General features: G+C 57.7%; 23 protein-coding genes and 1 tRNA gene. 8 read left to right on the top strand and 16 right to left on the bottom strand.

From position 1 onward, the window contains the following. Window positions 1–103: 103 nt before the first annotated feature. From BM069_RS00330 to BM069_RS00315, 5 genes are all read left to right on the top strand, one after another. Complete coding sequence (locus BM069_RS00330) at window positions 104–727, top strand: J domain-containing protein (RefSeq protein WP_093318866.1); 624 nt, start codon at window positions 104–106, stop codon at window positions 725–727. 128 nt (window positions 728–855) lie between these two features. After that, window positions 856–2400, top strand: coding sequence for an adenylate/guanylate cyclase domain-containing protein (locus BM069_RS00325; protein ID WP_093318863.1), 1545 nt, complete (start codon window positions 856–858; stop codon window positions 2398–2400). A 77-nt stretch (window positions 2401–2477) separates the two neighbouring features. Then, on the top strand, window positions 2478–3491 hold the full coding sequence (locus tag BM069_RS00320) for an AraC family transcriptional regulator (RefSeq protein WP_093318860.1): 1014 nt from the start codon (window positions 2478–2480) through the stop codon (window positions 3489–3491). Between the two features lie 194 nt (window positions 3492–3685). Next, window positions 3686–3907, top strand: coding sequence for a hypothetical protein (locus tag BM069_RS19595; RefSeq protein ID WP_139216108.1), 222 nt, complete (start codon window positions 3686–3688; stop codon window positions 3905–3907). Then, window positions 3907–4617 carry a response regulator transcription factor gene (locus BM069_RS00315; protein WP_093318857.1) on the top strand — a complete coding sequence of 237 codons (711 nt, stop codon included), beginning with the start codon at window positions 3907–3909 and terminating at the stop codon, window positions 4615–4617. The genes BM069_RS19595 and BM069_RS00315 overlap by 1 nt, the downstream gene beginning before the upstream one ends. Here BM069_RS00315 and msrB read toward each other — a convergent pair. Together msrB and BM069_RS00305 are read right to left on the bottom strand one after the other, a co-directional pair. Further along, complete coding sequence (gene msrB, locus BM069_RS00310) at window positions 4614–5072, bottom strand: peptide-methionine (R)-S-oxide reductase MsrB (protein ID WP_093318855.1); 459 nt, start codon at window positions 5070–5072, stop codon at window positions 4614–4616. The two genes, BM069_RS00315 and msrB, sit on opposite strands and share 4 nt — an antisense overlap. Before the next feature lie 121 nt (window positions 5073–5193). Continuing rightward, the gene (locus BM069_RS00305) at window positions 5194–6258 is read right to left on the bottom strand and encodes an MBL fold metallo-hydrolase (protein ID WP_139216107.1); all 1065 of its coding nucleotides are present in this window, start codon (window positions 6256–6258) and stop codon (window positions 5194–5196) included. A gap of 251 nt (window positions 6259–6509) precedes the next feature. On the opposite strand from BM069_RS00305, the gene cobS reads away from it, so the two are divergent. Further along, window positions 6510–7496, top strand: coding sequence for a cobaltochelatase subunit CobS (gene cobS / locus BM069_RS00300; RefSeq protein WP_093318841.1), 987 nt, complete (start codon window positions 6510–6512; stop codon window positions 7494–7496). Window positions 7497–7566: 70 nt separating this feature from the next. Here the strand turns inward: cobS and BM069_RS00295 are convergent, their stop codons facing one another. Both BM069_RS00295 and BM069_RS00290 read right to left on the bottom strand, forming a co-directional pair. After that, window positions 7567–8694: an HlyD family secretion protein gene (locus BM069_RS00295; RefSeq protein WP_093318839.1), complete on the bottom strand. Its 1128-nt coding sequence runs from the start codon at window positions 8692–8694 to the stop codon at window positions 7567–7569. Then, entirely contained in the window at window positions 8691–8960 is a 270-nt protein-coding gene (locus tag BM069_RS00290; RefSeq protein WP_093321134.1) for a DUF3302 domain-containing protein, read from the bottom strand. The genes BM069_RS00295 and BM069_RS00290 overlap by 4 nt, the downstream gene beginning before the upstream one ends. A gap of 387 nt (window positions 8961–9347) precedes the next feature. Between BM069_RS00290 and cobT the strand changes: the two genes are divergently transcribed. Both cobT and dtd read left to right on the top strand, forming a co-directional pair. After that, window positions 9348–11222 (top strand): cobaltochelatase subunit CobT, encoded by a 1875-nt coding sequence (gene cobT, locus BM069_RS00285; RefSeq protein ID WP_093318837.1) that lies wholly within the window; start codon window positions 9348–9350, stop codon window positions 11220–11222. After that, entirely contained in the window at window positions 11222–11659 is a 438-nt protein-coding gene (gene dtd / locus BM069_RS00280) for a D-aminoacyl-tRNA deacylase (RefSeq protein ID WP_093318835.1), read from the top strand. The genes cobT and dtd overlap by 1 nt, the downstream gene beginning before the upstream one ends. Before the next feature lie 33 nt (window positions 11660–11692). Here the strand turns inward: dtd and BM069_RS00275 are convergent, their stop codons facing one another. The 12 genes from BM069_RS00275 to napG form a co-directional block, all read right to left on the bottom strand. Beyond that, window positions 11693–12208: an alkylphosphonate utilization protein gene (locus BM069_RS00275; RefSeq protein WP_093318833.1), complete on the bottom strand. Its 516-nt coding sequence runs from the start codon at window positions 12206–12208 to the stop codon at window positions 11693–11695. Between the two features lie 27 nt (window positions 12209–12235). After that, complete coding sequence (gene glpK / locus BM069_RS00270) at window positions 12236–13726, bottom strand: glycerol kinase GlpK (protein WP_093318831.1); 1491 nt, start codon at window positions 13724–13726, stop codon at window positions 12236–12238. Between the two features lie 142 nt (window positions 13727–13868). After that, complete coding sequence (locus BM069_RS00265; protein WP_093321129.1) at window positions 13869–15773, bottom strand: acyl-CoA synthetase; 1905 nt, start codon at window positions 15771–15773, stop codon at window positions 13869–13871. A 189-nt stretch (window positions 15774–15962) separates the two neighbouring features. Continuing rightward, window positions 15963–17756: an ABC transporter transmembrane domain-containing protein gene (locus BM069_RS00260; RefSeq protein ID WP_093318829.1), complete on the bottom strand. Its 1794-nt coding sequence runs from the start codon at window positions 17754–17756 to the stop codon at window positions 15963–15965. Window positions 17757–18010: 254 nt separating this feature from the next. Then, a tRNA-Gly gene (locus BM069_RS00255) sits at window positions 18011–18084 on the bottom strand. Window positions 18085–18293: 209 nt separating this feature from the next. After that, window positions 18294–19487 carry a kynureninase gene (gene kynU, locus BM069_RS00250; protein ID WP_093318827.1) on the bottom strand — a complete coding sequence of 398 codons (1194 nt, stop codon included), beginning with the start codon at window positions 19485–19487 and terminating at the stop codon, window positions 18294–18296. 2 nt (window positions 19488–19489) lie between these two features. After that, window positions 19490–20323: a tryptophan 2,3-dioxygenase gene (locus tag BM069_RS00245; RefSeq protein WP_425288654.1), complete on the bottom strand. Its 834-nt coding sequence runs from the start codon at window positions 20321–20323 to the stop codon at window positions 19490–19492. Then, window positions 20310–20831: a MarR family winged helix-turn-helix transcriptional regulator gene (locus tag BM069_RS00240; protein ID WP_093318824.1), complete on the bottom strand. Its 522-nt coding sequence runs from the start codon at window positions 20829–20831 to the stop codon at window positions 20310–20312. The genes BM069_RS00245 and BM069_RS00240 overlap by 14 nt, the downstream gene beginning before the upstream one ends. Before the next feature lie 143 nt (window positions 20832–20974). Continuing rightward, complete coding sequence (locus BM069_RS00235) at window positions 20975–21688, bottom strand: NapC/NirT family cytochrome c (RefSeq protein ID WP_093318822.1); 714 nt, start codon at window positions 21686–21688, stop codon at window positions 20975–20977. A gap of 23 nt (window positions 21689–21711) precedes the next feature. Beyond that, a complete protein-coding gene (locus tag BM069_RS00230; protein ID WP_093318819.1) occupies window positions 21712–22149 on the bottom strand; it encodes a nitrate reductase cytochrome c-type subunit in 438 nt (145 codons plus the stop codon). Window positions 22150–22167: 18 nt separating this feature from the next. After that, window positions 22168–23088: a quinol dehydrogenase ferredoxin subunit NapH gene (napH, locus tag BM069_RS00225; protein ID WP_093318815.1), complete on the bottom strand. Its 921-nt coding sequence runs from the start codon at window positions 23086–23088 to the stop codon at window positions 22168–22170. Then, window positions 23085–23921, bottom strand: a complete 837-nt coding sequence (gene napG, locus BM069_RS00220; RefSeq protein ID WP_093318811.1) for a ferredoxin-type protein NapG — start codon at window positions 23919–23921, stop codon at window positions 23085–23087. Before napG ends, napH begins: the two co-directional genes overlap by 4 nt. Window position 23922: the final 1 nt, after the last annotated feature.

Here is a 23922-nt window from a genome sequence, read left to right as displayed (position 1 = left end):
TTTCTCGTGTGATCTCGAAATTCTCCCCGATTTTTGCGATCTGCCCCTTCAATCTTCTGTCCGTTTCGCTAAAATCTCTGCTCCGAGTCGAAAAGGTGCACAGATGACCAAATCAGATCCCTTTGGTTTCGATATGTCGGTGAAATCGGCAAAAAAGAAAAATCCACGCGGTCGGCGTGGCATGTCGGGCGCGTCCGAAACCTCGACCCGCGTGTGTGAACATGAGGGATGTCAGGAGGCTGGCAAGTACCGCGCTCCACGCGCGCCGGATGTGCTGGACGAGTTCAAATGGTTCTGCAAGGACCACGTGCGTGAATATAACCTCAAGTGGAGCTTCTTTGACGGCAAAACCGAAGCCGAACTGAACGCACAGAACTCCAAGGATAAGGTCTGGGAGCGCGAGACCAAAAAATTCACCGATCCCGAGGCCCGCGCATGGGCGCGGCTTGGCATCGAAGATCCGCATCAGGTTCTGGGGGGCAATGCCACGCAAAACCCCGGCAAAAACGGCGGCGCATCCAAACGCCTGCCGCCCACAGAGCGCCGCGCGATCGAAATTCTGGAAGCCAAGGATGGCTGGACCAAGGCCGAGGTCCGCAAGGCGTACAAAAAACTCATCAAAGTGCTGCATCCGGATATGAACGGCGGAGACCGCAGCCAGGAAGACCAGCTTCAGGAAGTTGTCTGGGCCTGGGACCAAATCAAGGACAGCCGCAACTTCAAGTGATTGGTTGCACAGGGCAATCTGAACAGGGCCGCGCCACAAAGGCGCGGCTCTTTTCTTTGCAAACCCTGAAAAATCCTGTGCGAAGAGCCGCCGAGCGTGACACAATGGGCGACCATGGGGATGGATGAATGATTGAACGCCTAAGTGACCACCTGACCAACCGCCCGCGGCTTCTTTTTGCGGTGGTGGCGCTTGGCGTCCTGATGCTGCCGGTTGCGGTCTGGCTTGATCTCAACAGCCTGTCCCACCACAACCTGCACCGTCAGGCGACCAGCCTGAACAGTTTGATGGACAATGTGCGCGACTATTATGCCAGCAATGTCGTTGCACGGGTGCAAAATGCCGAGGGCCGCCCGCAAGCCCGCCACGATTATCACGAGATCAACGGCGCCTATCCGATTCCTGCAACCGTGGCCATTGAACTAAGTGACCGTTTTTCCAAAGCATTACGCGGCGTTGAATACAGGTTTGTTTCCGATCATCCATTTCGCGGCAGGCCCACCGATGACATCAGCGATTTTGAACAATCCGCGCTGGACATGTTTCGCGACCCGCAAAACACACGCACACGTATCATGCAGGACAGCGGAGACTTGCTTGACCACCGCCTGATCCTTGCCACCCCCGTACGCATGCAGGAGGCCTGTGTCGCATGTCACAATGCCCATCCCGATAGTCCCAAAACCGACTGGGAAGTCGGTGATGTGCGCGGCTTGCAGGTGGTGAACGTTCAACAGCCCCTGTCTCTCAACCTCTCCTCGTTCAAGTTTCTTCTCGGCTACCTTCTGGTGGCGGGCGCCTTTGGGCTGACGTTTGCGTGGCACCAGTTGCGGCTGGCGCGGCAGTTCCGTGCGGCCAACGCGGAGCTTGCGGAAAACAATTCCTTCCTCGCGGACGTGTCTCTCAAGATTTCCAAGTATCTGGAGCCCCAGGTTTACCGCTCGATCTTTGAAGGGGAGCGCGATGTGGCGATTTCAACGGAACGCAAAAAGCTCACCGTGTTCTTTTCGGACATCAAAGATTTCACCGCCACCACAGAGCGCATGCAACCCGAAGAACTCACCAAGCTGCTGAACGAGTACTTCTCAGAGATGAGCCGCATTGCCAAAGAACACGGCGCGACTATCGACAAGTTCATCGGCGATGCGATCGTGGCGTTTTTTGGCGACCCCTCGTCCCATGGCCCGACCGAAGATGCGCGGGCCTGCGTGCGTATGGCGCTGGCGATGCAAGATCGGCTTGACGAGTTGGAAGACGTTTGGCGGCAGAATGGATTTGAACATCCGTTCCGTGCCCGCATGGGGCTGAACACGGGATATTGCAACGTTGGCAATTTCGGATCGGAAACGCGTATGGATTACACCATCATCGGCGCCGAGGCCAATCTGGCTGCCCGCCTTGAAAGCATCGCCGAACCCGGCGGCATTGTGATGAGTTATGAGACCTATGCCCACGCCCGCGATCTTGTCGAGGCAGAGCCCTTGGCCCCGCAAAGGTTCAAAGGGATTTCGCGGGAAATCACCCCGTATCGGGTGGTTCGGAACCCCAAAACCCGTGCGGCGATTTCCAACCACAAAGACGGCGACATGTTGGTTGTCGATCTGGAAGGGGTGGATGCGGACACACGCGACGCCATCACGAGGGCGATTGAGCGTGCTTTGGCCAAGACATAAACCCCACCGCCAGCAAACTGACGCCCAACCGGAGCGAAAGCCTTGAAAACCGCGGGAAATTGCGGTGAACTACGGTCATGAGCGAACAGCAATTTCTTCACCTCGCGGCGATCACGCGCGACTTTTCACAACACCTGATTTCTCTGGGTTTCACAGAGCAGCAGGTGTTGGGCGGCACCGGCATCACTCTGGAACAAATCACACCACCAGAAGCGATGGCGCCGTTTGTGGCGACGGCCGAAATTTTCAACCGCGGCGTGGCACTGACTGGCGATGATCTGGTACACCTCAAATGGGCACAAGAACGTCGCCTCAAGCGACTGGGATTGATTGGCTACTTGGGCCGTACCTCGCCCACTCTGCTTGATATGCTGGAAAACATGCAACGTTATCAAAGAACCATCTCCGAAGCGATTGAGGTGGATCTGAGTGAGCTGCGTTCCAAGGGGTTTTACCGCTGGAGCAACATAGTTCCCGCCACAGTCGATTGTTCCTTTTTTGTTGAAGCCCAAGTCGCGCAACTGTTGTCGGGTCTGCGCTTCATCATGCCGCGACAATTTACGCCTGTGCGATTGTCGTTCGCGCATCATCGCGCAAAAAACAAAGAGGCATTTGCCAAAACCTTCGGCTGCCCCGTTACGTTTGACGCGCACGACAACGAAATCGACTTTCACCTGAGTGACCTGGACACTCCGCTGACCACGTCGGACACGGCTCTTTACCACATCCTGCGACGGCATTGCGACCTGGTGCTCGCGCAGACGCCAAATTCGCGGACAGATATTCGTGTACAGGTCGAAGGGAAAATCGCCGATCGCCTATCCACCGGTCAGGCCAATATCGAAACCGTGGCCCGTGATCTTGGCATGAGCAGCCGCACCCTTGCGCGGCGGCTTGGCGAATTGGACACCACCTATCAAAAGGTTCTGTCCAACCTCCGCCAGGCGCTTGCGGAACGCTATCTCAAAGATGGTGCCATGACGCAGGCAGAAATTGCCTTTTTGCTGGGCTATTCCGATGTCAGCAGCTTTGCCGCTGCGTTCAAACGCTGGACCGGCCACTCCCCCGGCGAAAAGCGACGCATGACCTGATCCCGTCAATTGCGCCAAAACCATGGCCAGCCGATAACTTTGGCACGATTGCCCAAAACTCTGTCCTGAACACCAAAGGACAAACTCCAAGCCAGCCTTAAATCCGCAGTGGTGGGAGAGCGCAAACATTTTGCCTATCCCCGCCACGGACCGGCGCCGCCATTTGGCGCCTATTTGAACGCGGAGGGTTCGCCATGAGTACCATTTCCAACGCGGCATCGTCGCACACAATTCATACTGCCAACACACACGTGCCCGCATGGCTTTTGACGCCACTGCAACGGATCGGGACGTTTTTTATGCGCCACAATGGCGACACGCCCCACATCGAGAGTTTTTATGATCGCAGCAGATCCGAGGTCTTTGCACAGGCCACGATTGGACACGTACCACCACAGCGCATGCGGGGGTACTGATGGCTCAGATCATAATTCTGGACGACAACCGTCCCACACTGAACGACCTAACACGGCTGCTTGAAAGCGACGGACATCGCATTTTGCCCTATGTCGGCGGCGCACTGGCGATGCGTGACATTGGCGATCCGAAAACCGCGCTGTTGATCATGAACACGCGCCCGCGCGGCATAGATGGCATGGATCTCCTGCGCCGAATCCGGTCGCGGTTTGACCTTCCGGTCATGCTGCTTAGCGATGCACGATCGGATGCAGAGGAGGCTTTTGGCCTGCACATGGGGGCCGACGACTATGTGAGAAAACCTTACGCCCCGCGGGTGATGCTGGAGCGCGTGCGCGCATTGTTGCGGCGTGGGCGCATCGCGACGCCTGCTCATGAGGGTGTCTCCAAGCTGGTGAAAGGCCCGTTGGTCATGGACAAAGAAAGCCATGAAGTCACGTGGCACGGCCGTCTGCTTGAGCTGACCGCAACCGAGTTTAACGTGCTATGGGCTTTGGCCAAACGACCGGGCATGGTGCTGGAACGCGCCAAAATACTGGAAACGGCCTATGGCACCGATCTGGGTGTTACAGACCGCTGCATCGACAGCCAGATCAAACGGTTGCGCATGAAGTTGCGTCGGGTTGATCCGAACTTTGACGCCATCGAAACGCTCTATGGCCTTGGTTACAGGTTCATCGAACGCAGCACGTCGCAGGCCGCCGCCTAGGCCGGCTTAAACACCAGCGACACACCATTCAGGCAATGCCGTTTACCTGTCGGCTTGGGGCCATCATCAAAAATGTGCCCCAAATGGCTGCCACAGCGGCGGCAATGACATTCGGTCCGCACCCGCAACAGCTTGCGGTCATCTTTGGTGCCGATTGCGTTGTTGAGCGACTTGTAAAAGCTCGGCCATCCCGTGCCGCTGTCGTATTTGTGTTTTGAACTATAAAGCTTCAGATCACAGCCGCGGCAGTGATAGACGCCTTTCTCATAGTTTTTGTCGAGCGGCGAAGACCCTGCCCGTTCGGTGCCTTCCTTGCGCATCACTTTATACTGCAAATCAGTCAGCATTGCCCGCCACTCTGCATCAGAGCGTGTGACCTCAAAACTCGCGGCCAGAACGGATTTAGGCAGTGACGCCAGTGCGGTGATCCCCAGAAGGACATGTCTACGATTCATTGCAAACTCCTTTTAGAGGAATATGCCGCTAAGGCCCTATGTTCTCAAATCAAAGAGCCGCACGCCTGCGTGAGAATTGCTGCAAGTCTCACGGAAGCATGCGGCCTTTGCATGTCGCAGATTACTGCGCAACGAGCCTGAGTTTGGTCAGGTCAGGCCCAATGACGACATCGCCCTCATAGCCGCTTGCACGCACGGCTTCGATGTAGTCATCCGCAGAGAGTCCGCCTTTTTTCACTGGATACGGACCCTGCTTTGGCGCGCCCAATGGCGGAATGTGGTGCGTGAGCATCAAGTGCTTCACCCCTGCCCGCTTGGACAACGCGCCCAGATCGGTTGCGGTCGACTGGCGATAGTAGATCGGCGGCGGAAATCCAGAGTCTCCGTCGGGCCCCATGATCGGATGAATGACCGAATGCACCACAATATCGGCACCGTTTGACAAGGCTTCGACCTGTGCGGAAGTTGATGTTTCTCGCGGTGGGGCTGGTGTGTCATTGCCCGCATCTCCGCCAATTACCACGCTGCCAGCCGGAGTGTCCACGCGGTAGGACGCATGGCCAGCCACATGACGAGACTGAATGGCAGAAACTTTGACATCCCCGGATTCCCAGACCGTTTGCGCCGAATCTTTACCTAAGAACGTCATCGTGTTGATCAGATCAGACGGTCCGCCTGGCAGGCGTTTGGGGTTTTCCGACAGGCGTTGTGCCATTTCTCCTGACGCGATCAGGGCTGCTCCGAGGTTTTGCCCATACTCGCGACAACTCATGGTGTGCCCTTTGGGGGCCGTGACGTCCTCCGAACACACCATATCGATTTTGGGTCCGGCGGAGTTGAAGTGCCAACGAAGTTGCATCATGTCCATGAGCCCTTCGCTGTGATCCGAGTGTATGTGAGTGAAAAACACCGCGCTTAGTTTCCCGACAGGAACACCGATCTTGGACAACTGCTGTGTCGTTCCTCGGCCCGCATCAAATTGCAACAAAACCTCGGAGCATCCGTTTTCTTCGGTGCCATACTTTACCAACGTGCCGGCGCCAGCTTGTCCCTGAAAGACTGGCGGGCCACCCTGCACCCCCGTCAGCACGACCTCAAGGCACGATGCAGCGGATGCAGTATTTGCCCCCCCTGCAACGCCAAATGCGCACGCGAATCCAAGTGCTATTCTCTTCAAATTTTCCATATTGTCCTCCCGTGCCCTCCATTTTGTCGATTTTAATAGCTCAAATCAACCTTTATCGCTTTAACGTGACTCAATCGGGTTTTGCCTAGTTTAATACCGCCATCATTCAAGGTGTGTCTTGCTGGAAATCCGCGTCCAAAAGACCCAACGTTTCTTTGCGCGGTTTCTCTTGCGGTTGGTCTGCGTTTGTTGCACCAATGCCCGGTGGATTTCGGCCTGCCAGCGCGCGGGCCTGTAGAAGGACGATGCAAATGGCCGACGGCATGATTGAAGCAAACGCAAAACCCACCGAAGATGTTGACGTTCGTGACGTCTTTGGCATCGATTCAGATATGAAGATCAAGGGCTTTGCCGAGCGGACAGACCGCGTGCCCGAGGTGGACCCGACCTACAAGTTTGATCCTGAAACCACGATGGCGATCCTTGCCGGTTTTGGCTACAACCGCCGCGTGATGATTCAGGGCTATCACGGCACCGGTAAATCAACCCACATTGAACAGGTTGCCGCGCGCCTGAACTGGCCAACCGTGCGTGTGAACCTTGATAGCCACATTTCCCGTATCGACCTGATCGGCAAAGACGCGATCAAACTGCGCGACGGCAAACAGGTCACAGAATTCCACGAAGGTATCCTGCCTTGGGCGCTGCGCAATCCAACGGCGATTGTGTTTGACGAATACGACGCGGGCCGCGCGGACGTGATGTTCGTGATCCAGCGTGTTCTGGAGCATGACGGCAAACTGACCCTGCTGGATCAGAACGAAGTCATCACGCCGAACCCCTTTTTCCGTCTGTTCGCGACCGCCAACACCGTAGGCCTTGGTGATACCACCGGCCTGTATCACGGCACGCAGCAGATCAACCAAGCCCAGATGGACCGCTGGTCTCTGGTCTCGACACTGAACTATCTCAGCCACGATGCCGAAGCCGCGATCGTGCTTTCCAAAGCGCCGCACTACAACTCTGCCGAAGGCCGCAAGACCGTGAACCAGATGGTGACTGTCGCAGACCTGACCCGCACCGCGTTTATGAACGGCGACCTGTCCACCGTGATGAGCCCGCGGACGGTGATCAACTGGGCCGCCAACGCCGAGATTTTCCGCGATGTGGGCTACGCCTTCCGTCTGTCGTTCCTGAATAAATGTGACGAGCTGGAACGCCAGACTGTTGCCGAGTTCTATCAGCGTTGCTTTGACGAAGAACTCCCCGAAAGCGCTGCAAACGCCGCGATTGGCTGAACGACCTTATTCTAAAGAAAAAGGCCGCCCCAGTGGGGCGGCCTTTTTTTGTAGGACGTGCTACTGACGCTTATAGCCCTATCCGCAAATAGTTCATGATCGATGTCATTCGGATCATAACTTTGCGGATCACATGGGTTGCCCCGACCCTGTCGGTGTAGATTGCGACAACCCCTGCAGAGCCAGGCGCCATTTTGTCCATCAGGGTTGGATCATCAAGCTTGATGCGAACCAAAAACGGCTCAGCCACAATGTTTTGTGTGGGTGCGAGGTTACCGGATCCTACCGCCTGACCTTGTGATGAGACCGGCAACATCTGCTCAACTGTTCCAGTAAACAGTTGGCCAGGGGCCGTCTTCATCGCAATTTCGACCGTTTGGCCCGGCTCGACATAGCGTTTATAGATTTGATGAATCTGAGCGAGAAAGACTTTCTCTCCAGTATCTACAAACGCCATTGCAGGCGCAAACGGCAAACTTGTGACGCGTTGCCCCGCCGCTAGGGCCAAGTTGGTCACATAGCCCTCAGATGGTGCATAGATTTTGGTTTGCTCAAGATTCCACTCGGCTTGAGCAAGTTTCGCTTCGGCTTCAGCCACCTTTGCGATTCTGCCGTCATTGGTCACGGCACCCAGTTCGATTTCCGCTTTCGACACGGCCGCCCTCGCCGCTGCAACGGCTCCGTTGGCGGCGTCAAGATCGGCCTGACGCAGCTCCAACCGGCTTTCAGAGACTGTGCCAGAATCGACCAACTTGGCGTCGTCTTCAAACCGGCTTTGTGCAAGCACCTGTTTGGCTTGCGCCTGAGCCAACTGCGCCGTTGTTGCCTTGAGGTTATCAATATCCTGTTTGGCTTGCGCCTCCACGCGCGCTTTGCTTGCCTCGGCCAGCTCTACTGCGATCTCGAAAGGCTCGGCATCGATCTCAAACAGCAAGTCTCCTTGCTTGAGCGGGACATTGGCCTCCGCATGCACTTTCGTCACTTGCCCGTTCACATTTGGCACGATCTGGACGACCCGCGTCTTGATGCTCACCGGTCCCGAAGGCGCTCCCCATTGCATGGGGATAAACAAGAAGATGAACAGGACCACGACCCAAACAATGGTCGATAGCCAGGTGCCTTTCGAATTCGGCAGGACCTTGAGTTTGATCAGCACGAAGAGAGCGGCGACATAAATTAGCGTGAGAAAAACAATCATTGGATTGCGGCCTCCCGATCTTCTTCAGTTTCAGACAGTTCGGCCTCTTCGGGGACATGGGTAAATGCCCAAATCAACGCCAACGGCCAAAAAACGGCACCCAGCACCGCGCCGAGCCACCCAGCCACGTTGATGGCCTCTTGATACGGGTGGCCCCTATCCGCTGCTATTTTTCCTGGCAACATGGCCAGGGTCACAAAAATCACCAGAGCCGTGACAATCAGCACGATCAACACAATCCAGGCAAAAATATCCAATCCACTCACAGTCCATTCCTTTCGAAACAGCAAAAATTCCAACCCCTGCGCCCACTAATTCCGACGCGCCTTACCTCGATAACGCCACTGCTCCGAATTGGAAACGCGTTATTGGGGTGTTTTGCAGGTAGAGACCCAGGCCAGCAACTTTTAGCTTAATACCCGACAAAATGCAGCAAATGCGCGCCAATTCAGCTGATCAATCCGGACCACAGCTGTTTTGGTCACGACGCCGTGGCAAATCGCGTTTCAAGCCTGCCGGAAACCCAACGTTCAAGGACAGCGGCTTTACCCGCCCTTACGACACCAAGCAGCCGGCCCTGAAGGGCTGCAAATCGCACATGACGCAGCGGATCACGACTTGCGCATCGGGGCTCTCCCGTGATTAATCGTGCCATGAGCACGAAGTCCGACAACCCCGCAGATCCGTTCAAAAAGGCGCTGGCTGAGGCCACCAAAGTCATGGCGGACGATCCCGAACTTTCGATCACCTACACGGTCGATCCTTCGGGCGTGTCGGGTGATGCGATGCGTCTGCCACAAGTCACCCGCCGCATGAGCCGCGATGAGGTTCTGCTGGCCCGTGGTACCGCCGATGCACTGGCAATGCAGCGCAAATATCACGACATCAACACCCACATGCGCTATGCCCCCGGACAGGGCATTGCCCGCGACCTTTATGAGGCGATGGAAACCGCCCGCTGCGAAGCCATGGGCGCGCGCGACATGCCTGGCACCGCCTCCAACATCGAAGTCAAGATCAGCCACGAAGCCAACGGGCGTGGCTATGGCGAGATGACCTCAACCGAAGAGGCACCGCTTGCGGTGGCCGCCGGATACCTGATCCGCCATCTGGCGACGGGCCGCGACCTGCCGCGCTCTGCGGCCAATGTGATGAACCTCTGGCGTGACTATATCGAGCAACACGCCGGCGAACATCTGGATGACATTCAGGAGCTTCTGAGCGATCAGCAGAGCTTTGCAAAATTCGCCCGTCAGATCATCGACGATCTGGGTTATGGCGACCAGCTTGGCGATGATCCCGACGAGATCGACGATCAGGAAGACGACAGCGACGAAAGCGCCGAAGAGCAGGAAGACCCCGATAGCCAGGGTCAGGACGACAGCGACGAAGAAGACGCAGAAGCCAGCCCCGAAAGCGCGCAGGAAGAACAGCAGGACATGTCCGAGGCCCAAGTCACGATGGATGACATGGCCGAAGACGAGATGTCGGACGAGGCGGAGATGCCTGACGGCGAGGCTCCGCTTGATCCCCCGCCCCCACCGCCTGTGTCCGATGCCGACCCAGACTATCTGGTCTATGACGGCGAGCACGACGAAGAAATTGCCGCCGAAGAGCTGGCGGAACCAGCGGAGCTGGAGCGTCTGCGGGCCTATCTTGATCAGCAGCTTGAGCCGCTTAAAGGCGCGGTGAGCCGTCTGGCCAACAAGCTGCAACGTCGCCTGCAAGCACAGCAGAACCGCAGCTGGGAATTTGACCTTGAAGAGGGCATTCTGGACGCGGGCCGTCTGGCGCGGGTTGTGGCGAACCCGACCACGCCGTTGTCTTTCAAGATCGAGAAAGACACCGAATTCCGCGACACGGTTGTGACGCTCTTGCTCGACAACTCCGGCTCCATGCGGGGCCGTCCGATTTCTATCGCTGCGATTTGCGCCGACGTTCTGGCCCGCACGCTGGAGCGCTGCAACGTGAAGGTCGAAATCCTCGGCTTCACCACCAAAGCGTGGAAAGGTGGCCTCGCGCGGGAGAAATGGCTGAACGAAGGCCGTCCGCAACAGCCCGGCCGCCTGAATGATTTGCGCCACATCATCTATAAGAAAGCCGACGCACCTTGGCGGCGTGTGCGCCCCAATCTTGGGCTGATGATGAAAGAGGGCCTGCTTAAGGAAAACATCGATGGGGAGGCTCTGGAATGGGCCCACCGTCGGATGGTGGCACGGCCCGAGCAGCGCAAAATCCTGATGGTGATTTCCGACGGTGCGCCAGTGGACGACAGCACCTTGTCGGTGAACCCCGCGAACTATCTGGAAAAGCACCTGCGCGATGTGATTGCCATGGTGGAGAAACGCAAGCAGGTTGAGCTTCTAGCGATTGGCATCGGCCACGACGTGACGCGGTATTATGACCGCGCCGTCACGATCACCGATGTCGAACAGCTCGCGGGCGCGATGACCGAACAGTTGGCGGCCTTGTTTGACAGCGATCCGCGCGCGCGGGCGCGTGTGATGGGCATCCGCAAGGCAAGCTGATGCGTGCGCTTTTGCAACGGGTGTCCGAAGCCTCGGTCAAAGTTGATGGCGAGGTGATTGGCCAATGTGGTCAAGGGCTTATGGTTCTTGTCTGCGCCATGCAGGGCGACACAGAAGCCAACGCCGACAAGCTTGCGGCCAAGGTCGCAAAGTGCCGGATTTTCGAAGATGACGCGGGCAAGATGAACCGCTCTGTTCTCGACATCGGCGGCAGCGCGTTGGTGGTCAGTCAGTTCACGCTGGCAGCCGACACGCGCTCCGGCAACCGCCCCGGTTTTTCCACAGCCGCCCCACCCGCAGAGGGCCAGCATCTTTATCAGTACTTCGCCAAACAGCTTGCCACGCAGGGCCTTCCTGTGGAAACCGGCCGGTTTGGGGCAGACATGAAGGTGGCGTTGGTGAATGACGGACCGATCACGATCTGGATGGACGTCTGAACGCAGCGAAATTTGCCGCTGCGAACACCTTGATCAGCTCTTCTTCACAAACTTCGTGAGGATCACAATCCGCTGACCGTCCACGCGGCCCTCGATGTGCTCGGCGTTGTCCGCCACCAGCGAAATCCCCCGCACCGCCGTGCCGCGCTTGGCGGTAAAGCCCGCGCCCTTGACCGGCAGATCCTTGATCAAAACAACCGTGTCACCCGCCGACAGCAGCGCCCCGTGGCTATCGCGATGCTCAACTGCGTCCACATCCGGCAGGCCAGACTCAGCCCATGCCAAAACCTCCGGCTCAAGATAGGCAATTTCAAGCAAATCCCGCGCCCAAGGGGACTCGGTCAGCCCTTGCAAAAACCGCCACGCCAGCACTTGCACCGCAGGCTCAGTGGACCAGATCGCCTCGTGCAGAACCTGCCAATGCGGCCCGTCTATCGGCCCCTCGCTCGCAGCCGCTGCACAGGTCGCGCAGAGCGTCACCACATCGTCGCGCGGGGCCACGGCCACCGTTTCCACCGACGCCGCGCCACAAATCACACAGGTGCTCATTTCGCCCTCTTTCCGGGCGTTTCCGCCCTAGTCTGTCATCGACAATGTTGCCGCAATGGCTTTCTTCCAGCTCTCATACCGCGCCTCACGCCAGCTTTCGTCGCGCGCAGGCACAAACTGGGTGTCCTTCTCCCAGCTTGCGGCGAATGTTTCCATATCCGGATAGACGCCGATCTGCATACCTGCAAGCCACGCCGCGCCTTTTGCGGTGCTTTCAGCCACGACCGGCCGATCCACCGGCGCGCCCAGAATATCGGAAAGAAACTGCATTGCCCAGCCAGAGGCGGTCATGCCGCCATCCACGCGCAACACCGTGTCGCCGCTAAAGTCAAAGTCGGCGTGCATTGCTTCCAGCAGATCGCGGGTCTGGAAGCCAACGCTTTCAAGCGCCGCTTTGGACATCTCTGCAGGGCCGGAGTTGCGCGACAGGCCAAAAACCGCGCCGCGTGCATTGGGATTCCAGTACGGCGCCCCAAGGCCGGTGAACGCCGGCACAAGGATCAGGTCCTGTCCGTCGTCGGCCTTTTCTGCCAAAGGTTCCGTTTCCGCCGCATCCCGAATGATGCCAAGCCCGTCACGCAACCATTGCACCACGGCACCTGCAATAAAAATCGCGCCCTCAAGCGCATAGGTCGGCTGACCGTCCAGTTGATAGGCGATGGTCGTCAGAAGGCGGTTTTGCGAAGTCACAGGGCTCGTCCCTGTGTTCAACAGCGCAAAGCAGCCAGTGCCATAGGTGGACTTCAGCATACCGGGCTGAAAACAGGCCTGCCCGATGGTCGCAGCCTGTTGATCGCCCGCAACTCCGCGGATCGGAATAGCCACCCCAAACAGGTCCGCATCCGTTTCGCCGAAGTCAGCCGCACAGTCTTTGACCTCAGGCAACATCGTCATCGGGATGCCCAACAGATCGCAGATGTCACGGCTCCATGCGCCGGTGTGAATGTCATAGATCAACGTGCGCGCGGCGTTTGTGGCGTCGGTGGCATGCACCTTCCCACCTGTGAGCTTCCAGATCAGGAAGCTGTCAACCGTGCCAAACAACAGCTCGCCGGCGTCTGCGCGCGCGCGCGCGCCGTCAACATTGTCCAAAATCCATTTGATCTTTGTACCCGAGAAATAGGGATCAAGCAGCAATCCGGTGGTGGATTGCACAAGCTCGGCATGACCTGCTGCCTTCAAGTCTTCGCAAATCTCGGCCGTGCGGCGGTCTTGCCAGACAATGGCGTTATACACCGGCTCGCCTGTGGTCTTGTCCCAGACCAGTGTGGTTTCGCGTTGGTTCGTTATGCCGATCGCTGAAATATCGCGCGCGGCCAAACCCGCTCGTGCAAGCGCACCCGAGCAGGTTTCCACTGTTGTGACCCAAATATCAGCGGGGTCATGTTCGACCCAGCCCGAGCGTGGAAAATGCTGTTCAAACTCAAGCTGTGCGCTGGCGACAGGGCGGATATCACCATCAAAAACAATGGCGCGGCTAGAGGTTGTCCCCTGATCAATCGCGAGAATATGGGTCACGGTGTCCTCCCTACGAACCATCAAAACTGCTTGCTCCGCACAGTAGGCGCGCGCCTTTCGGAGAACAACAAAGAAGGGCGCAGCAATCTGCCACGCCCTTCGATTATTTTCGGATATGTGCGATTTTCGTCGCAGCGAAGATTTAGGCGTTCTCTTTTGCCGTCTCTTCCGCCCATTCCCATGGACGTACAAAGCTGCCCAGAACCTTGCTGACTTCTTCGTCTGTCGCGTCGCCATTGTTGGTCAACTGCGCCACGAGGCCGCGCTTCTTGTCGTCCAGAACCGAGGTGACACGCACCGGCACGCCTTCTTTTTCTAGCGCCGCGTTGTAAATCCGTGTGATCGCCGACTTACGCAGATCCGGTTTGAAGATCTTGCCCACGGCCGTTTTCGGAAGCTCCGGCAGGATCTCGATAAATTTGGGATGCGCGGCCCGCTCGTGAACATGAACCTTGGCGTGGTTCATCAATTCCGCCTGCGTCACAGAGGCCCCTTCGACCAGCTCGACGTAGGCACAGGGCACCTCACCCGCATGGGCGTCAGGCTGACCGATTGCACCGGCAAAGGCCACGTCGTGATGCGCCAGAAGCGCCTCTTCGATTTCGGCTGGGTCGATGTTGTGACCGCCACGAATGATCAGGTCTTTGGCACGGCCGGTGATCCAGAGGTAGCCCTCGTCGTCAATGCGGCCCAGATCCCCAGTGCGCAGGTATTTATCGTGATGATAAAGGTCCACGTTCTTGTCGGCTTCGGTATAGGTGTTGCCCGCAAAAACACCGGGGTTGGAGATGCAGATCTCACCCACTTCATCGGTTGCGCATTCCACCGGACCTTCGAGCGTGTTGTTAAAGATACGCACATCGGTATAGGGGAACGGAATGCCGACGGAGCCGACTTTTTTGTTCCCCGTTGGTGGGTTACAGGACACAAGGCAGGTGGCCTCGGTCAGGCCGTAACCTTCGACGATGTCCACACCACAGGTGCTTTCAAAGCGCTTGAACAGCTCCATCGGCATCGGAGCCGAGCCGGAAAAGGCTGTTTTCACTGTCGAAATATCCGCATCCACCGGACGCTGCATCAAGGCCGACACGGCGGTCGGCACGGTGATGATGAAAGAGATCTTCCAGCGCTCGATCAGTTTCCAGAAATTGTCGAACACGCCGTCGCCGCGATAGCCCTGCGGTGTCGGGAACACAACATGCGCGCCGGATTTGATCGCGGCCTGCATGATGACGTGAACGGCAAACACGTGGAACAAAGGCAGCGGACACATGATGTTGTCTTCTTCGGAGAAGAGCAGCTCATGCCCAAGCCAGCCGTTGTAGATCATACCGGAATACAGGTGCTGCGCCACCTTGGGCATGCCCGTGGTGCCACCGGTGTGGAAATAGGCCGCCACGCGGTCTTTGCCGCTGTCGGCAAAATCCAGTGTCTTGTTCTGCTTGCGGGTTTCCTTGGTGAAATCCTTGTAGTCCGCATGAACCGGGCCGTCGACCTTGGGCCGGATCAAGGGCACGATCCACGATTTCGGCGCAGTCAGATAGCGGTTCAGATCAACCTCGAGAACCGTGTGAACATGCGGCGCGTGGCGCACGGCTTCTGCGACTTTCTGGGCGATGTCGGTCTTTGGGAACGGCTTGAGCGTCACAACGACTTTGGCGTCCGTTTCGCGCAGAATGGCGCCGATCTGCTCTGGCTCCAGAAGCGGGTTGATCGGGTTTGCGATACCCGCAATCATGCCGCCAATCAGCGTGGTCAGGGTTTCGGTCGCGTTCGGCAGGACATAGGCGATTGTGTCGCCTTCCTTGACTCCCAGATCGCGGAACAGGTTCGCGGCCTGCACGGATTGCTCAAGCAATTCCTTCCACGTCAAGGTTTCCGCCTTGTCCTTTTCGCCGGACAAAAGCTGATAGCTTGCCGCAGGGCGGTTCGGGAACTTTGCCGCGGTTTGCGACAGCATTTCAAACACGGTCGTTGGCAGATCACGGTCTGCATATGGCATCTGCGCTTCAAGGTTGCGCAGGTCCGCTGCCGTTTCAAAAGTCATGGATGTCTCTCCCCCCATCTGATCGTTGGTGTGCCCGCGGCCCATGGTGCTTTGGGTTTGCGGCAAACAACACAATGCCGGCTGCCTTTGGCCAGCCGAGACCTAAGGTCAACTTGACCCAAACGTTACGTCAAATAAAGCGAAAGGACCACGCGATTGTATCAAGTTTACCAGTAATATGGTGCGAGATCAGACGGTCCCGGCCGTAAACTGCAATTTTGCGAGTTTGGCATAAAGCCCACCTTCGGCCACCAACGCGTCGTGCTTGCCCTGCGCCACGATGCGCCCGTCCTCCATCACAATGATGCGGTCGGCCTTTTTCACGGTCGCCAATCGGTGCGCCACGATGATGGTTGTGCGGTCCTGCGACAATTCATCCACCGCTGCCTGCACCAGACGTTCGCTTTCGGCATCCAGCGCCGAGGTGGCTTCGTCCAGCAACAGAACCGGCGCATCCCGCAGGATGGCGCGGGCAATAGCGATGCGCTGTTTTTGCCCACCAGAAAGCATCACTCCGCGCTCGCCCAAGGGGCTGTCATAGCCTTCGGGCAGCTTGGTAATAAACTCATGCGCCGCGGCGGCTTTGGCGGCAGCTTCGACATCTGCGTCGCTGGCCTCGGGGCGCCCAAAGCGGATATTTTCCCGTGCGCTGTTGGCAAAAATCACCGGGTCCTGAGGTACCAGCGCGAGATGCTTGCGGAAATCCTCGCGGGCCAATCCGTCAAGCGGCTGCCCGTCAAGCTTCACAGCGCCGGAAACCGGGTCATAAAACCTCTGGATCAATTGGATAACGGTGGTTTTTCCCGCCCCCGACGGGCCGACCAACGCCACGGTTTCACCGGGCTGAATGGTCAGACTGAATAGATCCAGCGCGGATTGGTTCGGACGCGAGGGATAGTGGAACCCAACATCATCAAATGTGATTTCACCGCGCACCGGTGTTGCAAGCACCTTGGGGCTCGCGGGATCGTTGACGCGGTCCTCCGCGTTCAACAACTCCACAAGCCGCTCGGTAGCGCCCGCGGCACGTTGTAGTTCGCTCCAGATCTCGCTGAGCGCGCCAACGGCGCCCGCAACCATGACCGAATAGATCACGAACTGCACCAGCACCCCGACGCTCATGCCCCCTGCCCGCACGTCGCGCGCGCCCATCCAGAGCACCACAACAACGCCAGTGAAAATCAGGAAGATCACGATCATCGTCAGCAACGCGCGGGTGTTAACCCGCCGCATCGCGGCCCGCAGGCTCAAGTCTGTGACGCGGGCAAATGTGCCGCGTGACTGGGTTTCATGGGTAAACGCCTGCACGGTCTGCACCGACAACAGCGCCTCCGACGCGTTGCCAGAGCTTTCCGCAATCCAATCCTGATTCTCGCGGCTTAGAACACGCAAGCGCCGCCCAAGCACCGCAATCGGCACAATCACAAGCGGCACCACCAGAAGCACCATCAGCGTCAGTTTGGTCGAGGTCAGCAGCATCAGCACCAAACCGCCAAGGAAAATCAGCAGGTTGCGCAGTGCAATTGAGACAGAAGAGCCAATCACTGATTGAATCACCGTGGTATCGGTGGTGATCCGGCTCAGAACTTCGCCCGTCATCAGGTTTTCAAAGAACGTCGGGCTCATGCCGATCATGCGGTCAAAAACAGCCTTTCGGATGTCCGCGACAACCAGTTCACCAAGGCGTGTCACCAAAAGATAGCGCAGCGCAGTGCCGACTGCGAGAAGCGCCGCAAAGCCAAGAGCGGCAAGGAAATACTTGTCCAACAGGGCATCTGATTCCGTGCCGAAATTGTCGACCACGCGACGCACCGCCATCGGCAGCATCAGGGACACGGTCGCCGTCAGGGTCAAAGCCAGAAGCGCCAGAATAATCTGCACCCGATAGGGCCGCATAAATGGCGCCAAGCCACGCAAAGCGCCCATATTTTTGCTTTTCTCGCGTTCCTGTTCACCGTGTGCTGGCTGCGGTTGCCGTGCCATTCAGAGTCCCCTGCCTTTGGTCTTTCGTTAGTGGCAATGCATTGCGGCAGGGTCAAGCAACCAGTTGCCGCAGATTGTGGCCCACAGAAGAAAATTGGCAAAAACTGAGTGTGCCTGCAAAGTCGCGTGCCTTGTGGGAACAGGAAACAGAACCAAGCCGTGCGACTTGTTACCCAAGTGGCCAGTCCAACCGCTTGTCACAAGGCGTGGCGATGCCAAATCAAAACTCGGACTATTTTTCAGAAGGTTAACCTTGGAGCGGGTAGCGGGAATCGAACCCGCACCTTAAGCTTGGAAGGCTCTTATGATACCATTTCACCATACCCGCTCACGGTCTGGTTGATGTATTTCAGCCCGCCTGAGAGGTCAAGTGGAGAACGTGGGAAATTCCGCCCTAGAGCCGATTTCGCCGGCAATCCAACTCCGCCTCATCCACGCAGAGGCACGTCGCATCCCATGGGCGTAGGGACGGCCCCGAATTGGGGCCGCCTTCGGTCTTGGCTGAGATGTCTGCGAATTGCCGTTACGCGACGGGTATCAAGTGACGCGGCTTTTGACCTGATACTTCGGCTCGCGCCAAAGCTCATTGGTCATCACGTTTTCGATGCGCTTGGCAGCCTCGATGATGTCGGCCTCATCCAGATACAGCGGCGTAAAACCAAACCGCATAATGTCGGGCGCACGGAAATCACCAATCACACCGCTGTCAATCACCGCCTGCATCGCAGGATAGCCCTGTTCAAACGAGAAACTGACCTGCGAGCCGCGCACCTCCGCATCTCGTGGGCTGGCCAGCGTCAGCATCGGACAGCGCGCTTCAACTTCGGCGATAAAGAGGTTGGACAGGCGCTGTGACGCAGCGCGCAGATCTGCCATGTCGACACCTTCCCAAGCCCTGAGCGCCTCCTGCAAAACCGCCAGTTGCAGGATCGGCGGCGTGCCGACGCGCATCCGCTCGGTTGCTGTGGCGGGACGATAGTTCAGCTCCATCGCAAAGGGCGCATCGTGACCAAGCCACCCCGAAAGCGCCGGTTCGATGTCGTCCACGATGTCAGGGCGCACATAGATAAAAGCCGGCGCGCCTGGGCCGCCATTGAGGTATTTATAGGTACAGCCCACCGCAAATTCCGCATTGCTCGCGGTCAATTCCACCGGAAGCGCCCCTGCGGAATGGGCCAGATCCCAGACCATCACTGCGCCCACCGCGTGCGCTTTTTCCGTGATGGCCGCCATATCGTGCATCCGGCCGGTGCGGTAATCCACCTGTGTCAACATCACCACTGCGACCTCTTCTGTGATCGCGTCGGCCACATCTTCGGGCGCAGGTGTGCGCAACTCATACCCTTGATCCAACGTCTTGATCAGGCCTTCGGCCATATAGAGATCTGACGGGAAATTGCCGTTGTCTGACAGGATCACACGGCGATCGGGGCGCATTTTCAATGCCGCCGCCAACGCCTGATAGACCTTGATCGACAGGGTATCGCCCGTGGCCACCGATCCCGCGGGCGCCCCCAGAAAACCAGCCAGCGTGTCGCCAACCACCTGCGGCAAAGCCATCCAGCCGGCGGTGTTCCACGCCTTGATCAACTGTCCGCCCCATTCCTCGGTGATGGTGCGTTGCGCCCGTTCGGCGGCCCCTTTGGGCAATACGCCAAGCGAATTGCCATCCAGATAGATCATGCCCTCAGGCACATCAAAAAGCTCTTTTCGGGGAAGCGATACGCCCATGCTCACAAGTCTCCGCGCAGATGCCAAAGTTCGGGGAAAAGCTCCATATCCAGCATCCTGCGCAGATACTGAACGCCCGACGTGCCGCCGGTGCCCCGTTTAAAACCGATCACCCGTTCCACTGTGGTGACATGGTTGAATCGCCAGCGGCGGAAATAGTCCTCAAGGTCCACCAGCTTTTCGCCAAGTTCATACAAACGCCAGTGGGTGTCCACATCTTCATACACTTGCTTCCACCGTGACTGAACCTCGGGGACCGCGCCGTGCGGGCTGTTCATTCGCGGTGCAGGCAGATTGCGGTCGTCGCCGTCCAGCGTGACAAAAAGATAGCGGATCACCTCGTCATAAAAACTCGGTCGCGCCAGTTCCGCTTCAAGCGCTGCCACCATCTCTGGGCGGTGCGCGTGTGGCTTCAGCATATTGGGATTGCGGTTTCCGAGCACATATTCAATCAGCCGGTATTGATGACTTTGAAACCCTGATGAAGGGCCAAGCGCTTCCCGAAAGGTGGTGTAGTCCGCGGGGGTCATCGTCCGCAAAACATCCCACGCCGAATTAAGCTGCTCAAAGATCCGGCTGACCCGCGCCAACATCTTGAACATATGCGTCAAATCATCCGCAATCAGCGCCTCGCGCGCCGCAGCGAGTTCATGCAAGGCCAGCTTCATCCACAATTCGCTGGTCTGATGTTGAATGATAAACAGCATCTCGTCATGCGCTGTCGATTGCGGATTTTGCTGGCCCAAAATGCCGTCCAGTTTCAAATAATCCCCATAGGACATTGCATCCTTGTAAGACATCTTCGCCCCATCCGTGGCCGGATCATATGCCGCCATTCTCAGTCCCCTTCTGCGCCAAAGCGCCAAATTCATCGGTGTCCAACGCGTCGATCAATCGATCCAGACGCAGGATCATCCCGTCCACGTCATCAAGGTTCAGATTGCCAAGCATCTCATTGATCCAGCTCTCGCGGATACGCGCCAAAACCGCAAAAGCCCCCTGCCCCTTTTCGGTCAGAACCACGCGGGACGCGCGCCGGTCGTCAGGAACCGCCACACGTTTGGCCAGCCCCTCTTGCGCCAGCTTGTCGACAATGCCTGTCACATTGCCCGCTGACACCCGCAAGCGGTCGGAAATTTCCCTCATACGCAACCCGTCCGGCGTCGCGTCCAGAACCGCCATCACATCAAACCGCGGCAAGGTGCTGTCGCAATCCCGACGCAGACGCCGCCGAAGCTCGTCCTCAATCACCGACGCCGATTTTTGTAGTTTTTGCCAAAGCACAAGGCGCGTGCGCGACAGCGCAGCGTCTTGGTGCAAGGTGGCCTCGTCTGACGAATCCATCGCTCTCTCCCTGCCTCAATGCGTAGCGGCCAGACCAATTTCCTTCAAGCCTAAAACTTCAAGCCTGAAATACCATCCCATCCGCCATGAAAAAAGGCGCTCCGGAACAACCGGAACGCCTTTCGCCAGAAAGAGAAACGGGATCAGTTGGTGCTCAGATGATCACGCAACTCGGTTTTGGCCTTGGCCACATCCTTGCCCGGAGGCATCGGAATATCGCCGTTGGCTGCCAGATCGTCCACAACCTCGCGGTATTTGTCCAAATACCCTTCGGGCAGACGGTGTGCGATGCCCTGATGGCAATCGATGCAGGTTTTGCCTTCATCAATGGCAATCTGGTGCTGCGCGGCGGCGCGATTTTCCTGAATTGTGAAGTCCATATATTCGAATTTGTGGCAGTTCCGGCATTCGCGGCTGTCACTCTGCTTCATTTTCTTCCAACTCATAGAGGCCATTTGCAACCGGTGTGCCTGATACTTTTCTTCCGTGTTAATTGTACCGGCGAGGTGGTGATAGACGTCTTTGGACGCCATGATCTTGGCCTTGATCTTGTGCTGCCATTCCTTGGGAACGTGACAATCAGGACACGTCGCGCGGACACCTGAGTGGTTGTTGTAATGGACCGTGTCCTGATACTCGGTGAAATTGCGCTCCATCGAGTGACAGGAAATACAGAATTTCTCTGTGTTGGTCAGCTCCAGCGCCCAGTGAAAGCCCCCCCAGAACAGGATGCCGGCCACAAAGCCGCCTACCAGAAGCGTGCCCAAAGACCACGCGGAGGTTGGCGACCAAAGTACACGCCAAATCCGCCGGATGATGCCCGGCTTTTTGCCGGTGTTGTTGTCTTGATCAGACATAGGTCAAACCCTCCTTGCGGCTATCAGTTGGACGACGGTTCGAATTTATTGTCGACCAGCGCGGGCGCATTGGCCTGTGGAACATGGCACTGGTTGCAGAACCAACGGGTGCCGGCCACCGCGTCAAGCTGGTTGCCTTCGCGGTCCATATAGTGCGTCATCGACAGTGTCGGCGCGCCGCGATCACCCGCATTGGTCCAGTCATGGCACTGCAGACACTGGTTGGCGTTCAGGTCGATCTGATATTGCGCCACCGAATGCGGGATCAGCGGGGGTTGCTGACGGTAGTTGCGGCTGAAACGACCCGAGGTGTCCTGCTTCTGGACTTCGTCGATATAGTTGACTTCGTCGATGGCCTGATCGCGCAGTGACGCGACACCACTTTGTTGCGCGGCAACAAATGTGCCGCTGAGCACGACCACAAAGGCGGCCAACAGGCTGATGAATTTCTGTTTGAACATATCTCTCTCCGATTCTGGCTAGGCGGCTTTGCCGATCTTTCTTGTTGTTTTGGGTTTCTCCCGCACACGCCCCGGCGCGGGCGTGTCGTCGAAACGGGTGGTAAACTGGAACACATCAACCGCGCATACATCGATGCAACGGCCGCAATTGGTGCAATCGGGCGACAGGATCAGAGGGGTGTCCTCATCCTTGCCGCGCAGCGCCGGTGAAATCACATGCATTTCGGGGCAGACCGCGAAACAATCCATGCAATCGTCGCAGGCCGCGCGTTCTTGCGCGCTCACCCGCATCAAACTCTTGGTGCCGAGCAGACCGTAAAAGGCCCCGACCGGACAGATGTGACTGCACCAGCCGCGCCGCGACACAAACAAATCAAAAAGGAAGACCGCGACCACAAAAGTCCAGGCAAACCCCATTCCGAAAATCAGACCGCGGTGCAACATGGAAATCGGGTTCACGAACTCCCATGCGATCGTGCCGGAGACCGCCGACACAATCAGCACCATGCCAAGCACATAAAAGCGTGTGTTTTTCTTGGGTTGCCAACCTTTTGGTAAATCCATTCGGCGGTGCGCCCAGGCTGCGGTGTCTGTCACAGCATTCACCGGACAAACCCAGCTGCAATACATCCGCCCGCCAATCAGCGCATAGACCGCAGCCACAATCACCGCACCAAAAATCGCCGTAAGCTCCGGCCAATGCCCCGCCACAATCCCCTGCACGGCGATGAACGGGTCGGTCAGCGGCAGGATGTCAAGCGTCAACGACCCACTCAGGTTGCCTTTGACCCACCAGATGCCAAACCACGGCCCCAGCATGAACAGACCAAGAAAGAACGCTTGGCTCAGGCGGCGAAGGATCAGGTATTTGTGAGCACGGATCAGGCCCTTGTCACGGATCGCCTCATGTCCAACCGGCAGGTGGGTGTTCGCACTCATCCGTCCGCCCCCGCTGTTGGCAGCTTCATGGTCGGCTGAAAGGCCCCTTCAGCCTCAAAACCACCCGGAGCGGCAAGGTTGTCGGTGCCTGTGCCCGGCAAACGGTCCGGCAGGTCAATCAACTCATCTACCAGCGGGTTGTTCTCTTCCCATCCCAGTTTGTAGTGCTCCGAGCTTGGCGCACGCGCGGTGCGGATTGGCAGCACTTTGATGGCGGCTTCTCCGGGCAGGACGCAGGATTTCTCGCATTTGCCACATCCGGTGCATTTGTCAGAATGCACGGTGGGCATGAAAATCGCATGGTGGCCCGAGCGCTCGTTGTGACGCCGCTCAAGCGTGATCGCCTCGTCAATCAGCGGGCAAACGCGGTAGCAAACATCACACCGCAAGCCCAGCGCATTGAGGCAGGTTTCCTGATCAATCAAGACAGCCAGCCCCATGCGGCTGTCGTCAATGTCAGTCAGGTCTTTGTCGAGCGCCCCGGTCGGGCAGGCGGCAACGCAGGGAATGTCGTCACACATCTCACAGGGAATATCGCGGGCGGTGAAATAGGGTGTGCCGGTGGCCGCACCATCCACGCCCAGTTCCGCAAGAACCAGCGTGTCATAAGGGCAATCGCGCACGCAAAGCCCGCAGCGGATGCAGCTTGCAAGAAAATCTTCTTCCGGCAAGGCGCCGGGCGGGCGAATGGCGCGTTCCGGCAGCGCACGCGCGTCCTGCACCATCCACATAAGTCCCATGCCCGCCACAGCACAGCCCGCGGTCCCGCGCGCCGCATCCTGAAGGAAGCGTCGGCGGGCCGGGTCCATTTTCTGCGCTGGTTTGGCGGACATT

The organism is Shimia haliotis (assembly GCF_900114415.1).
Classification (GTDB): Bacteria; Pseudomonadota; Alphaproteobacteria; order Rhodobacterales; family Rhodobacteraceae; genus Shimia; species Shimia haliotis.
This window is presented reverse-complemented; position numbering and strand designations above follow the sequence as displayed.